This window comes from Mucilaginibacter sp. Mucisp86, from assembly GCF_047324315.1.
Lineage (GTDB): Bacteria > Bacteroidota > Bacteroidia > Sphingobacteriales > Sphingobacteriaceae > Mucilaginibacter.
Map to the genome: position 1 here is coordinate 5,820,434 of NZ_CP168503.1, position 13,397 is coordinate 5,833,830.

Annotated in this window: 11 protein-coding genes; 7 read left to right on the forward strand and 4 right to left on the reverse strand. The window is 41.2% G+C overall.

Features of this window, described 5'->3' with window-relative positions:
• Positions 1-43 precede the first annotated feature (43 nt).
• Complete coding sequence (locus tag ACEN9X_RS24350) at positions 44-2,362, forward strand: PAS domain S-box protein (RefSeq protein WP_413667598.1); 2,319 nt, start codon at positions 44-46, stop codon at positions 2,360-2,362.
• Positions 2,363-2,452: 90 nt separating this feature from the next.
• Here the strand turns inward: ACEN9X_RS24350 and ACEN9X_RS24355 are convergent, their stop codons facing one another.
• Positions 2,453-4,834: an ABC transporter permease gene (locus ACEN9X_RS24355; RefSeq protein WP_413667599.1), complete on the reverse strand. Its 2,382-nt coding sequence runs from the start codon at positions 4,832-4,834 to the stop codon at positions 2,453-2,455.
• Between the two features lie 662 nt (positions 4,835-5,496).
• Between ACEN9X_RS24355 and ACEN9X_RS24360 the strand changes: the two genes are divergently transcribed.
• From ACEN9X_RS24360 to ACEN9X_RS24375, 4 genes are all read left to right on the forward strand, one after another.
• The gene (locus ACEN9X_RS24360; protein ID WP_413667600.1) at positions 5,497-7,512 is read left to right on the forward strand and encodes an ATP-binding protein; all 2,016 of its coding nucleotides are present in this window, start codon (positions 5,497-5,499) and stop codon (positions 7,510-7,512) included.
• Between the two features lie 136 nt (positions 7,513-7,648).
• Entirely contained in the window at positions 7,649-8,032 is a 384-nt protein-coding gene (locus tag ACEN9X_RS24365) for a TraR/DksA family transcriptional regulator (protein WP_413667601.1), read from the forward strand.
• The gene (locus ACEN9X_RS24370; protein WP_413667602.1) at positions 8,029-8,256 is read left to right on the forward strand and encodes a hypothetical protein; all 228 of its coding nucleotides are present in this window, start codon (positions 8,029-8,031) and stop codon (positions 8,254-8,256) included. Before ACEN9X_RS24365 ends, ACEN9X_RS24370 begins: the two co-directional genes overlap by 4 nt.
• The gene (locus ACEN9X_RS24375) at positions 8,253-8,984 is read left to right on the forward strand and encodes a DUF72 domain-containing protein (RefSeq protein WP_413667603.1); all 732 of its coding nucleotides are present in this window, start codon (positions 8,253-8,255) and stop codon (positions 8,982-8,984) included. Before ACEN9X_RS24370 ends, ACEN9X_RS24375 begins: the two co-directional genes overlap by 4 nt.
• A 21-nt stretch (positions 8,985-9,005) precedes the next feature.
• Here the strand turns inward: ACEN9X_RS24375 and ACEN9X_RS24380 are convergent, their stop codons facing one another.
• Both ACEN9X_RS24380 and ACEN9X_RS24385 read right to left on the reverse strand, forming a co-directional pair.
• Positions 9,006-9,776 carry a DNA-formamidopyrimidine glycosylase family protein gene (locus tag ACEN9X_RS24380; protein WP_413667604.1) on the reverse strand — a complete coding sequence of 257 codons (771 nt, stop codon included), beginning with the start codon at positions 9,774-9,776 and terminating at the stop codon, positions 9,006-9,008.
• A gap of 46 nt (positions 9,777-9,822) precedes the next feature.
• Positions 9,823-10,878, reverse strand: a complete 1,056-nt coding sequence (locus ACEN9X_RS24385; protein WP_413667605.1) for a winged helix DNA-binding domain-containing protein — start codon at positions 10,876-10,878, stop codon at positions 9,823-9,825.
• 105 nt (positions 10,879-10,983) lie between these two features.
• On the opposite strand from ACEN9X_RS24385, the gene ACEN9X_RS24390 reads away from it, so the two are divergent.
• Positions 10,984-11,304 carry a hypothetical protein gene (locus tag ACEN9X_RS24390; protein WP_413667606.1) on the forward strand — a complete coding sequence of 107 codons (321 nt, stop codon included), beginning with the start codon at positions 10,984-10,986 and terminating at the stop codon, positions 11,302-11,304.
• A gap of 18 nt (positions 11,305-11,322) precedes the next feature.
• Complete coding sequence (locus tag ACEN9X_RS24395) at positions 11,323-11,469, forward strand: hypothetical protein (protein WP_413667607.1); 147 nt, start codon at positions 11,323-11,325, stop codon at positions 11,467-11,469.
• Positions 11,470-11,530: 61 nt separating this feature from the next.
• Here ACEN9X_RS24395 and ACEN9X_RS24400 read toward each other — a convergent pair whose 3' ends face one another.
• The gene (locus ACEN9X_RS24400) at positions 11,531-13,159 is read right to left on the reverse strand and encodes a gliding motility protein RemB (protein WP_413667608.1); all 1,629 of its coding nucleotides are present in this window, start codon (positions 13,157-13,159) and stop codon (positions 11,531-11,533) included.
• Positions 13,160-13,397 lie beyond the last annotated feature (238 nt).

Below are 13,397 nucleotides of genomic sequence, written 5' to 3' on the forward strand. Positions count from 1 at the left end.
TATAACCCCAAAAAGACGTTTAAAACTTTGATTTGATTTTACTATGAGGAAAAAAGGGGCGCTTGGTATAGCCTTTGCATATTTGCTGATCAGCCTGTTATGGATCACGTTCAGCGACCGGCTGTTATTTTACTTTAAAACGATACTAAGCCCCGATCAGTATTTGTGGCTAAGTTTAGGTAAAGGATGCCTGTTTGTTACGGTTACAGCAATTGCTCTTTATGCTTTGATAAGGTCGGAAGACCGGAAGCTGAAGCAAAGTGAAAAGCAGTATCGAAGCATGTATGAGTCCAACCCGAACCCAATGTGGATTTATGAGCCCGGTACACTTCGGTTTATTTCGGTAAATGACGCCGCCATTGCAATGTATGGTTATAGCGTGGAAGAGTTCAAACAGCGGACAATCCTGGACATCAGGCCGGCAGAAGATCATCAAAACGTGATTACTTCGATAGAACAATTGGAAAATAAGCTCAACAATAGTGGTACCTGGCGGCATATTAAGAAGGATGGACAAGTAATTTACGTAAATATTACTTCGCATAAGATCAGGTTTAACAAAAAACCGCATATTATGGTTATGGTGCGCGACATGACCGAACGGGTGGAGTTTGAGCAGGTGCTTGAAAAAGTAAACCGGGAGCTTTTGCGGGAAAAGCATAAGCTTAGTGAAACCCAGCTACTGTCGCGGGTTGCCGGCTGGGAATTTTATCCCCAAAATAACAAGTTGATATGGTCGGACGAGGTTTATCGCATTGCCGGGCTTAACCGGGATGACAATCGGGAAGCTTTTGATATTTATGTACAGCACATTTTTCCGGAAGACCGGCCGATGATGATCAATGCATTGCAGGAGCTGATCATTAATGGTAAGCAACTTGATGTAACGCATCGCATTACTGCCCTGGATGGCACAACCCGCTACATTCGTCAGTTAGCCCGCGTAGAAAGCAGCCCGGGGCAAGAGTTAAAAGTAACAGGTTCCCTGCAGGATATCACAGAACTTAAACAGCTTGAATTGGAGCGTAACCGGTATCTGTATAGTTTTGAGCATACTTTGAACAGCATCACCGATTGCTTTTTTGAGCTCGATAGCCAAATGAATATTATACGGATAAATGACACTTTTCGGGAACTTATTAAAACTGAAAAAAGCCACATTATAGGTACAAGTATTTTTGAGTTATTCCCTAAAAGTGAAAATAAGTTTTATCCGGTTTACCAGAAAGCACTTGAAGAAAGGGTAATTGTAAGGCATGAAGACTATTCCGTTATCCTGCAACGTTGGCTAAGGATGGCGGCTTATCCCACGGATGAAGGCGTTGCTGTATATTTTTCGGACATTACCGAAGACAGGCTTAAGGATGAGCGCCTGAAAGAAGCGGTTGAACGTTATGAACTGGTTGCCCAGGCAACAAGGGATGTTGTTTATGATCTCGATATTGTCGAAAATAAACTGATCTACAACACCAGCCTCACTCATTTGGTACAGATTCCGCATGAGGAGATCAGCTATGAACTGGAATGGTGGCGCTCATTAATTCATCCGGATGATATAGAAGAAGTAGTGACCAGCCAGGAGCGGATCAGCCGTGCCGGCCTTACAAACTGGGAATGCGAATACCGGCTTAATTGTGGCAAAAGTGAGTATAAATATGTGATGGACCAGGGTTATTTTGTGTATAACAACCAAAAGCAACCCATACGGCTAATTGGTGCGGTGCGTGATATAGATGCCCTTAAGCGCAGTACGCAGGAAAATAAACGCCTGGCAGGTATCATTAAACAGGTAGATAATATGGTGCTTATTACCGACGATTTGCGGAGGTTGCAATGGGTGAACAATGCTTTTGTGGAGCAAACCGGTTACCTGTTAGATGAGGTAAGAAATAAGACGCCTGCTGATTTTTTAGGTGGCTCAAACCATCCGGAGTTCGAAACTATCATCCGCAGGCAGGAAGCCAGGGAGGCGTTTGGTATAGATACGATCATTTATACCAAAAAGGGAACGCCGGTTTGGGTTTCGGCGCAGCTAACACCGGCGTATAATGAAGATAATGCCTTTCAAGGTTACATTATCGTGTGCCAGGATATAACTTACCGAAAAGAAAAGGAAGAGGAGATCAACAGGCAAAACCGGCTGCTCCGCGAAGTAGCCTGGATGAGCTCGCATGAGATCAGGCGTCCTGTGGCAACAATGCTTGGGTTGGTAAACCTGCTGGATATGACCGAAGACGAAAACGAACAAAGAGAGATCTTTTCAAAGCTCCGCGAATGCGCCCGCGAAATGGACAGCATGGTACACGAGATCCATAATCGCATCGAAACCGAAAAAGCCCTGCAAATTGAGCGCGATTTATAAATGGGTACAATAAAACATTTGTCAAATCCAAATCGATAACGGTTTTTAGGTGTTACCAGGATATTTATTGTTGCCTGAAAAGGGTTGCTGTTATTCACTTTTCAGGCTCTTTACGGGGCTCGTTAACGCTGCTTTTATTGTTTGGATACTTACCGTAAGCAGTGTAATGATAAGCGCCGTAAAACCGGTTACGATAAATACCCATACCGATATGCCTGCCCGGTAATCAAAATGCTGAAGCCAGTTGTGCATCAGGTAAAATGCCAAAGGTGTAGCCAACAGCAGCGATATCATAACCAAGCTGATAAAATCGGCAGATAACAGCCGCCAAAGGTTGAAAACTGTTGCCCCCAGCACCTTGCGTACACCAATTTCCTTTACCCGTTGTTCGGCCATAAAGGATGCCATGCCAAACAGCCCAAGGCAGCTGATAAAGATAGCCAGTCCGGCAAAGAAAGCGGCCAGTTTGCCGATGCGTTGCTCGTTGCCAAATTTCTGGGCATAAGCACTGTCGACAAAGGTGTATTGGAAAGGCTGCCCGGGGTTAAAGCGTTTAAATACCTCCTCGATACTTGCTATAGCTGTACCCGCACTCATATTCGGGTTAATACGTAATAGTACTGTGCCGGCAGCGTCTTTATTAAAAAAGTAAACGCATGGTTTCACCTGTCCGTATGGTGAATCAACAATAATGTCTTTAATTACGCCGATAATTTTGAATGTTGCCCCATAAAAGGTGATATTATTTCTTAATGGATCTTTCATGCCCATGAATTTCATGGCAGATTCATTGATGACCACTGCCGATGAATCAGTCAGAAAATCTTTAGAAAACTCCCTTCCTGCTTTGAACTGCCAGCCCGCGGTTTTTCCATAGCCTGCTGATACACCATTCTGCTGAAAGTCAACGCTTAAGTTTGGATCCTTGTCTTTCCACTCAATGGCGCTGGTACTGCCTGCGGTTTGGGTTGGGTTCACATCTCCCTCGGCTGCAGATACCACCATTCCGGTTTTATACAGTTCATTTTTTACCGCTTCAAAGCTTTTGTGGATTTGATCTGTCCCCGGATTAACAGACAGAAGTCCGTCGCGGGTGTAACCCACCGGTCGGTCTTTTGCAAATTGTATCTGCCTGAAGACTACTATGGTGCCTATGATAAGCGTAATAGATACTGTAAATTGTAACACCACCAATACTTTGCGCGGAAGTGCAGCGAGTTTTCCAACTCTGAAAGCTCCCTTAAGCACTCTTACAGGTTGGAAAGAGGATAAGTAAAAAGCAGGGTAGCTGCCTGCCACTATGCCTGTAAACAATGTAAAGCCTATCCCCATAAACCAAAAAAGAGGACTGCCCCAAAGTATAGTCATTTGTTTGCCTGCCACCTCATTAAAAAAAGGTAAGCTCAACTGCACAAAAAGTAATGCGAATACAAAAGCAAGGGCCACGCATACTACCGACTCGCTAAAGAACTGATAGATCAACTGGCTCCTGGCCGAGCCAATGGCCTTGCGGATCCCTACTTCGCGGGCACGCTTTTCTGACCGGGCGGTACTCAGGTTCATGAAGTTGATACAGGCCAACAGCAACACAAACACACCAATAATACCAAACATCCATACATATTGAATACGGCCACCCGTATTTTTGCCATCTTTAAACTCATCGTAGAGATGCCATTTGTTCATGGGCTGCAGAAAAAGCGCCGGTTTCTTTTTTGCCAGAACAGCGTTTACATTGCGCAACTTTGCATCTTTTATTTTTAATGATATGGCAGCCATATCCGCGCCTTCAGCGGTTTGAACATACAGGGTACAGAAGTTTGGACGCCAGGGCTCACGCATCGATCTGATATCGTTAGCGGTAAATCCCATTTCCCAGGGTGCAATAAAGCTGAGACCGGCAAAAGTGGCGTTGGAGGGCATATCTTCAAACACTCCCGCCACCTTTGCACTGTAATGATTATCAATTATTAAAGTTTTATTGATGGGGTCATTGTCGCCAAAGTAAGCTTTGGCAGTTGATGCCGAAATAAGGATAGATGAAGGGTCGGTAAGTGCGTTGCGGTTGCCTTTTAGCATTTGTAATGTAAACATTTCGGGACCATTAGGCTCCATAAACACACCGGTACGGTTAAGTTTTTTAGTATCAAGCGCCAGCATATGGTCGCCATAACCGGCGCTGTTCACCACTTGCTTAAAGAGGCTTCCATAGTTTTTACGTAATTCTGCAGCCAGGGGCAGTGGTACAGCCTGCCATGTTTGTACCTCGCCATTATTGGTAACATTTTGGATGACCTGGGCAATAGTGTTGCGGTTTTGATGATTGGTATCAAAAGATAGTTCATCCCAGATCCAAAGGCCAATTAGCATGGCTACAGCCATACCAACTGATAGCCCGGCAATGTTAATAACAGAATGCACCTTGTTTTTAATAAGGTTACGCCATGCAATTATTAAATAATTTTTGATCATAAAATTGGTTGTTTAATTGCCCTCCTCAGAATAAACAGACAGACCTGCTTTAAGAACAAAGCATTAAATGTATGCCAAAATGTTAATTTATTGATATTCAAATTGTTAGTTTATTATCTGCTTTGCAATTGTTCGGATTCGGACGATGTGTGTGCGGTTATGATCAATGGTTTAAATTAGCCGGATATGATTGAGTGAATGAAAATTGATTAACCGGAATAGTAGTTGCATTTATAAGCGGGTAAAAGAATGTTTTTATATTATATGTGTTCCTTATTTGTGTATTTTGTTAATTAAATATAATATTATTGATGTAATAGTTTAGTAGTATTGGATATTATTCAAGAGCTTGATTTTCTGAAAATAATTGAACCAATTGATCTGTCGGATCGTAAAAAAGGTTGAAGTATTATTGAATATATTATTTAATAAGTTTTTTATTTGTTAAACATGAGGCGGCATTTTTTTTACTTTTTATCGCCGGCGGCTTTAACGTTGCCGGATCATAGCAACTTGTTGTTTATTTTATCATCGATACACCATCAACAGATATTTGTGCGGGTGGAAGCTATTAAACCTGGCACGTATGACCGGTAACTTACTTTGGGGTATTGACGGCTGCAAAGCAGAACAGGTGTAAGGCTTTAGGGAATAAAGATCTCATGAAAAAAACAGAAGAATACTTCAGAATAAGGGGCTGTGCAATCCTTCTCCAATTTCGTTTATATACGAAATGTATAATTATATATGGCATCCTGGGGTGTGCTGTAAATATAGTACCGGGTACACTGCCATGCCAGGCCCAGCCTGATCGGATCAATACGCAGCTTAAAAAACTTGATAAAGTAAAACATGATACGGATAGGGTAAACATCTACTACACTATTTCCAGGTTGTATTGGAGCAGGAATGCAGATAGTGCGTTGTTTATGGCGCAGAAGTCCCTTGATCTTGCAAAAAAAATCCATTATGAAAAAGGTATTGCCCTGGGGTATCTGGCAGAAGGTGTTGCTCTTGGATATAAGGGAGATTGGCCCGGGGCACTTGCCAGCCATTTACAATGCCTGCGGATCAGTGAAAAATTGGGTATGGAGGGACTGACGGGTAATGAATATAACAATATTGCAGGCTTATACACCTCAATGGAAGATTATTCAAAAGCACTTTACTATAATCAGCAGGGCTATAAGATAGCCATGAAACAAAATGATCCAGCCCATGAAGGTACTTTTAGCCTTTTAGTGAATATTGGTGAAATATTCAAGAAAAAAGGGCAGCCTGATTCGGCTATTGCCTATAATTCAAGGGCATTGGTTATAGCAAAAAAAGTAAAGAACCCTATCTACCTGGCAGCGGCTATGTATAATATTGCCGAAAATTATATTACTAAGAAAGAATACCGGCTTGCCGAAAGTTATTTACTCAAGGCACTTGATATTGCACAAAAAGCAAGTGATGATGAAGATGTTGCTTACTGCCATAGCGGGCTGGCACTAACATCTTATTATACGGGTAAGTACAGCTCCAGTATGATGTATGCACAACGAGGCCTTGAAGAAAGCAGAAGGTCCGGCATTGCCGAACTTATCCAAACCGCGTATAATGTATTGTACTTAACTCACCAAAAAATAGGTAATTATAAAGAGGCATTGTATTACCGGAACCTTGAAGTTGCTTTAAACGATAGTTTGAAAACCGAACAAAGGCTGAAGACAATCCGGAATATGCAATCAGCCTATGAACTGGAAAAAAAGGAACAGGAAATTGATTTATTAAATAAAAATAAGATCATAGGCCAGAAGGAGCTGGAAAAAGTGAGACTGAAGCGGGATATTTTAACTGCCGGCACCATACTTTTAATGTTAATTGCCTTTGTATTGCTCAGGAATTATATACAAAAAAGGAAACTCAGCGAGCAGCTGGCTTTGAAAAATGAAAACATCTCAGAGCAAAACCTTCACCTGGAAGAGCTTGTACATGTAAAAGATCGCCTGTTTTCGATTATTGGCCACGATTTGAGGGGGCCGATCCATACCATCAGCCATATGATGGAGATCATAAAAGAAAAAAGCCTGTCGGAAGAGGAAAATGATTATTGGATTGAAAAGATAGATGAGACCCTGGTAATAACTTCCGGTTTAGTTGAAAACCTGCTGTACTGGGCAAAAAGTCAGTTAGATGGGATACAGCCTAATCCAGCCAACTTTGATCTGCGAAAATTGATTGACCAAAATGTTATGCTGATGAAGCAGCGGGCCGCTGAAAAGAAAGTGACGATAACAGGGGAGGAGATAGCAGGGCCTATAATAGTCTATGGCGACGAAACCATGATTGATATTGTGATCCGGAACCTGATGGAAAATGCGGTGAAGTTTTCGAAAGCAGGCGATCGTGTTACCCTGACCGCGAAAAAAAGTGAGGCCTTTGCCATACTGAAAATACAGGATAACGGGAAGGGGATTCCTGAAGAATCACAATCAAAAATATTTAATAAATATACTTCATATACCACCTTTGGTACTGCCAGTGAAAAAGGAAGTGGTCTTGGCCTTTTATTATGCAAAGAACTTGTGGAGAGAAATAACGGAACAATATGGTTTGAAAGTACTGCAGGGATCGGAAGCTCATTCTATTTTACCGTACCATCAGTAAAAAACGAAGAACTGGTTGCTATTTAATCTGTTTGGTGTTTAATTGAGAAAACGGCGAGGCGAACTTGTGATCCGGAGATTTAATTTAAGGCAAGGTTTCAGTATATTACGTTTCGTATTATATTTATGCCAACCATTTATAAAAATATTTGTTAAGCCAATCATGCAACAAGAAACTACTAAAACCCGGTACAGTGATACCGAACTAAACGAATTCAGAATATTGATCAAAGAAAAGATTGGCATGGCACGCGAAGAACTGCAGGAACTGGTTGGATCGTTGAGCGCCTCAAACTCTAACGGAGACGATGCTGCAATAGCCGGTAAGACACTGGAAGATGGATCTGCCACTTTTGAAAAGGAACAAACCAATCAGCTGGCAGCACGTCAGAAAAAGTTTATCGAACAGCTTGAAGCTGCCTTGATGCGCATCGAAAACAGAACTTATGGTATTTGCCGGTCTACTGGTAAACTGATTCCAAAAGAACGCCTCTTTGCGGTTCCGCATACCACACAAAGCATGGAAGCGAAACTTAAGCAGGCATGAGTTCGGCATTTGTGAAAGAAGGGGAGGCCCGGCACCTTAAAGATGTTGCGCCGAACATCGGCGCACTCCTCTTTTTTCTACGTGTAGAAAATAATGGTACTGTTATCCGTGATGAAAAAATCTATTTCAGCCAAAAGCATGGCCGCGACGTTTATGAAATGAGCGACGGCCTGGCTTACGCGCTGGATGATGAAAATCACTGGTATATCATTCTTGATATATGAAGGCAGAGCTTTTTGGAGGTACCAGTGGTTTGCAAATTGATAGGCCCAAACGGGATTTTTTGCTTGAATATAGTCATTTATCCCGGTTGGGTTACTATGCCCTGCATGAAAACAGTATAGAAGTTAATAGCTCGTTTTATAAAATACCACAGGCCAAAACGATAGCCCGCTGGGCAACAGAAGTAACTGAAGGATTTCGTTTCACTTTTAAATTGTGGAAAGGTATTACACATCAAAAAGGCTTAGTCTTCAACCAGGAAGATATCATTAGTTTCATGCAGGCTATCCATTTGCCGGAAACACAAAAGGGCTGCCTGCTCGTTCAGTTTCCACCGAGTTTGCAGGTTTTGGCCCGTCATCAATTAAAGGAATTGCTCGAACTTCTGAAACCTTACGAATGGTCCATCGGGATTGAATTTCGCCATCCGTCCTGGTACAGGGATGATGTATTTGAGCTTTTAAACTCCTGCCAGGCAGCAATGGTATTGCAGGATATGCCCAAATCGGCCACTCCTTTGGAACTTACTTCCGATGAATTGGTTTATTTGCGTTTTCATGGCCCTTCGGGCAATTACAAAGGCAGTTACAATGAAAGTTTTCTTGCCGAATATGCATCTTATATTAATGAATGGCAACAGGAAGGCAAAACAGTTTATTTGTATTTCAATAATACCGCGGGCGCCGCGTTAGAGAACCTTCGGTCGCTAAAACGCCTGTTAACTCAATAATTGTAAATATTTACAGAGATCTTACTCAAACAACTCCTGCTCTTCAGTATAATAGGTCTTTCTTGAGGAATCATTAACAATAATTACCGCACCTGTTGGGCTATGCTTTTTCTTTGAATTGTGGATGTTCATGAAATCTCTTACTTCGCCATTAATGATATCAGGGTTTGATTTCAGGATGCTTTGTTCTGCATCTTTCAGCACCCCTTTTATTGCTATAACCAGTTCTTTCAATTTGGCCTCCGGTATTTTATTACTTACAGAAAAGGGCGAAATGCGGACATGCCACAAGATCTCATCGGCATAAGCATTACCAATGCCTCTTATGATCTTTTGATCAAGTAAAACTGTTTTGATATTTGTCTTTGTTTTCGCAAGCCGCTTTTTTAAATATTCAACATCAACATCAAGTGCATCGGGTATGTCCTTTTTGTCGGGATTAAGGGTTGGGGTAGCTATCCCCTGAAAATCGGTAAGTACCAGACCACTATCATCGTCAAAGTGTAGCTCGATAATGCTGTATTTATTTTCGTTTTTCGCGTGGAACAAAAATAATTTGCCATGCAGCATCAAGTGTAAGCCAAGCACATCACCCTTACTAAACTTAATATGAAGTTCTTTGCCTTCGCGGTAAACTTTTTCAAGTTTTTGTCCGCTTAAAATTTCGTCAAGTTCGGCTGTTGTAACGTTTAGTTTTTTTGCGTTTGGGACTTCTATCTTTTTAATGGTTTTACCTGCAAGTGTTTTTTGCAGGTTATGACTAAAAGCTTGCAGATCGGGTAGTTCGGGCATGATATATCGTTTTTATTAGGTAACTAAATGATGTGTTTAATGTTTGTTATGCCAAACCGTTAAATCTCTTAAAACGCTGTATCGCCGTTTCAATGGCCTGGGTTTGTGTTTTGTTAAGTTTGTCAAATGGTTTGAGTTCGATATCAATACTTTTTTTGCCAATGTTTCGGCCCCAGTTGCCAACCACCTGGTTGTTGACTATGATAGTCGGAAAAAAGGTAATAGCCCCCATCTTATTACGGAAGCCGGTGGGGACCATAGCATCCCGTTTTTTATAGGCTATAATCAACTCGTCATAAACAGGCAGAAGGTAAGCCCCGGATTTTTTTGCTGTATTTAAATCCACATCGGCCCCCATCCAATACATAACTCCCCCAACAGTGATATTACTTAACTGTGCTTTGTTTATTTCGATCCCGGTTTTGGCATCTGCAACGGTAAGGCCGCTCCAATGTACAAAATCATTTACTGTGGCAGGGCCATGACTTTTAAAATAACGTAAAACCAGCCTGGCAACAGCCTCATCACGATCTATGATTGGTGTTGCAGGTACCCTTTCGTCAAGTAATGCGTAGGTGAACTGTTTGCCCTGCCTCGCTCCGCTGCAAATTAATTGTTCCAGTTCGGCCTTCATCAATAATATGGTAAGCCTGAGATCGTCGGTAGCTATATTTGCCTGGTGCAGGGCCGAAACAATTTCGGCACGGGTTAGTTGTTTGCCACCCTGCATGGCTTTTGTAAATACATCAAAGCTTTTATTAAAAATGGCATCAGTAACTTCCTGCTTTTTATACATGGCGGCATTGCCTGCATTAATTCTGGGCGCGGTGAGGCTAAGCATCCACCGGATATCCTGAGGTAAAACAAAATGCCAGGTTGGCCTTAGTACGTGGGTTCGTAATATAGTTCCGCTTGTCATAGCCTTTTCCACCATTTTATCGGCAGGCGATAGCATCCGCAAACCAATTGCCCATTTTGCATGAGTGTATTCCTGCGCCTGTATGGCGCACATATATCCAACTACTTCTTCAGGCTTTTTAAATTTGCTGTGATTAAGATGCTGGTTATAAACCCGCAGGCTGGCAATATCACGCTCGGTCATGTTTTATGGTTTTAAATGCTGTTCAAAATAAATATATGGTTATGACAACGGTTTGTCAGCAAGGTAGAATAAAAAACTTGTGTAATTTGTGCTTTTATTCTATAAATGAAAAAGCTGTTTATTTTGAGTTGCATTACGGCTGTTGTAATTGTTTGTGTTGTTGCGCGGGTAACAAAGTATAATCAGTTTCACGATGCCGAAATTAACGGTAAGTTGGAATCTGTTTATCGCTACAGAGACTATGTTATGATTTCCGTTAATGGCGAAGAATTTCGTATAATTCCTGTCTCATTAAGTACAACTGCCAACTTCGATGAGGTTGCTAAGGTTGGTGATACTATATCAAAAAGAGCTGGTAGTGACAAGTTTGATTTGATACACGAAGAAGATGAAGTGTTTTTGTATACGGTTAGAAAATACTGGTGAATTAAATTTTGATACCTGATGTTGAACAGGATAGACCCTAATTATTTTACAGGCGGCTTGGTTGTTGGCATTGCCATCGGTTTAGCTTTACATAGCCTCGCAGTAGGTATAGCAATAGGTGTAGCTGTAGGCCTATCTGTAGGCTCAAGAAGGAAGAAAGGCTAAGAAAGGCTCTTCAGGTTTGGAGCCTTACGAAGCTTTTAAACTTCGCAAGGCTTGATAATGATTAAAAATCGTGGTATAAATTTCTAAACGAACTTCTTAAACCAAAAGTAATCAAAGTGTTTTTTGAATCTTTCAGATCATTTTTTTCCTGGCGGAACAATGCGCCAAGCTCCAGGCGCAAATTGTATTTGGGGTTCAGGATATAGGCAACTGTACCTTCACCATAATAAAGTTGTGTACTGATGCCCTGACCAATAGTAGTAGTTGTAATTGCCGAAGGGATAAATGGTTTGGTAATTATTTTACCATTATTGTCGGTCTTGCTGGCATCTAAGCCATATTTAGCATAATTAAGCTGCCCCTGAAAATCAAACCTGCCAACCGAGTAATTCAGGATGCCCAAAAACTCCCTGAAATTGGCTCCATAAGGATGGGCCAGCGGATCGCCGTAGAATGAATAACTGCTTATTGGCTGCTGGTTGCTGTAGGTGTAAGGCTTAACTGTATTATATTCAAATAAATAGTTTAACCTTTTAACCTTGAAAATATCTGCACCGCGGATACCCAGTTGCCAGCCATTGGTGTTATCGGTACTATTACCCGAAAAGAAATCGCTTCCTTTAAACCTGTCGAACATGATCTGTCCGTAAAGTGCAGCTTTATCAAATATTTTGTATTTGGCGTTGAACCCTAAAAATACATTGTCTTTTTGAGATCCGCCTGGCCCCAAAGAACTTGCGAATAAAATGGGGTTTACGAAATTGGCATCAAAGCCCGATCTGCTGCCCTGGTTATCGGCCTCGGGGGTAATGAGCGCATTAAACATTCCAAATGATGCGCGTTTGGTTATATTCCAGTCGATGTAGTGAAACAAAGCCCATTTGCGGCGGTTGCCTCCAAAATAATCAAATTTCTGCGCGGTGGAGGCAAGATCTTCAATATATGCCCAGGCTACCATGTAGCGTACAGGTCCAAGATCAGCCGTAAGTCTTAACAATGGCATATTAGCAGCAAAATCAGACAACAGTACCGAACGGTAACCATCGCCAATAAACATTTTATCCTCACCTAAAGTAATATTAAGCTTTTTTGTCAGAGAATAAGAGAGTATGGCAGTTACATATGACCAATCCTGTGAGTTTCTTGCCTGACCGTTATATTTTCTGGCATATGCCTGGCCCGGGATAAAGCCATTAGCATTTACATAGTCGTTATAGTACGAAACAAACTTAGCCGAGTTTTCAAAACCACTGGTATAAAACGAAAATTTATCACCAACCGTACCGCCAATTTGGTAGCCGCGCACGTTTAAGTTGGTTGATCTACTGTTGTTAAAGTCCCTTCCAGCCTGAACATCGGTAATATAATCGGCGTAAAAAGTATATTCTTTAGCTTTTACATCAAAAAGATGCTCATTAAACAATTTACGCCCTCCCCATGTTTTACGATCTTTAACACCAACATTCATCACCGAATCATAGGTGTGCAGGATAGTACTGTCAATTAAAAAAGGCCGTAGCGAGGTATGCACCGAGTTTTTTACAGAATAAATATCCGAATTGAATTTTTGATACAACTGGTATGAATTGGGTAAATAAACTGATTGAGCCTTTGTTAACTGCGATGTAAGTAAGGCAATTACAGCTATAATAAATGTTTTTCGAAAGCTTAGGGAGTAGAGTTTTTGCATTACAACAAAATAAGTATTAATTGTTCTAAGTTAAAAATTTCATTCATAAATAAGGGTATATACATAAACAGGCGGCTGGTTGTTTGTGTTATGTATAAATTATGCCGTAAATAAAATTTCGTTAATCACGGTATTTCAAAAAGTTAATTAATGTTAAATTTTGTCATGCCCGGGTGTTTTTTTTAAATAAGTTATAAAAATCATGATATTTGCCGCGCTATTAAATCAATTGATATAT

Bases quoted from the DNA above. Each gene is read 5' to 3' on its own strand.
- ACEN9X_RS24350 (WP_413667598.1), top strand. From the start codon at position 44: ATGAGGAAAAAAGGGGCGCTTGGTATAGCCTTTGCATATTTGCTGATC.
- ACEN9X_RS24355 (WP_413667599.1), bottom strand. From the start codon at position 4,834: ATGATCAAAAATTATTTAATAATTGCATGGCGTAACCTTATTAAAAAC.
- ACEN9X_RS24360 (WP_413667600.1), top strand. From the start codon at position 5,497: ATGAAAAAAACAGAAGAATACTTCAGAATAAGGGGCTGTGCAATCCTT.
- ACEN9X_RS24365 (WP_413667601.1), top strand. From the start codon at position 7,649: ATGCAACAAGAAACTACTAAAACCCGGTACAGTGATACCGAACTAAAC.
- ACEN9X_RS24370 (WP_413667602.1), top strand. From the start codon at position 8,029: ATGAGTTCGGCATTTGTGAAAGAAGGGGAGGCCCGGCACCTTAAAGAT.
- ACEN9X_RS24375 (WP_413667603.1), top strand. From the start codon at position 8,253: ATGAAGGCAGAGCTTTTTGGAGGTACCAGTGGTTTGCAAATTGATAGG.
- ACEN9X_RS24380 (WP_413667604.1), bottom strand. From the start codon at position 9,776: ATGCCCGAACTACCCGATCTGCAAGCTTTTAGTCATAACCTGCAAAAA.
- ACEN9X_RS24385 (WP_413667605.1), bottom strand. From the start codon at position 10,878: ATGACCGAGCGTGATATTGCCAGCCTGCGGGTTTATAACCAGCATCTT.
- ACEN9X_RS24390 (WP_413667606.1), top strand. From the start codon at position 10,984: ATGAAAAAGCTGTTTATTTTGAGTTGCATTACGGCTGTTGTAATTGTT.
- ACEN9X_RS24395 (WP_413667607.1), top strand. From the start codon at position 11,323: ATGTTGAACAGGATAGACCCTAATTATTTTACAGGCGGCTTGGTTGTT.
- ACEN9X_RS24400 (WP_413667608.1), bottom strand. From the start codon at position 13,159: ATGCAAAAACTCTACTCCCTAAGCTTTCGAAAAACATTTATTATAGCT.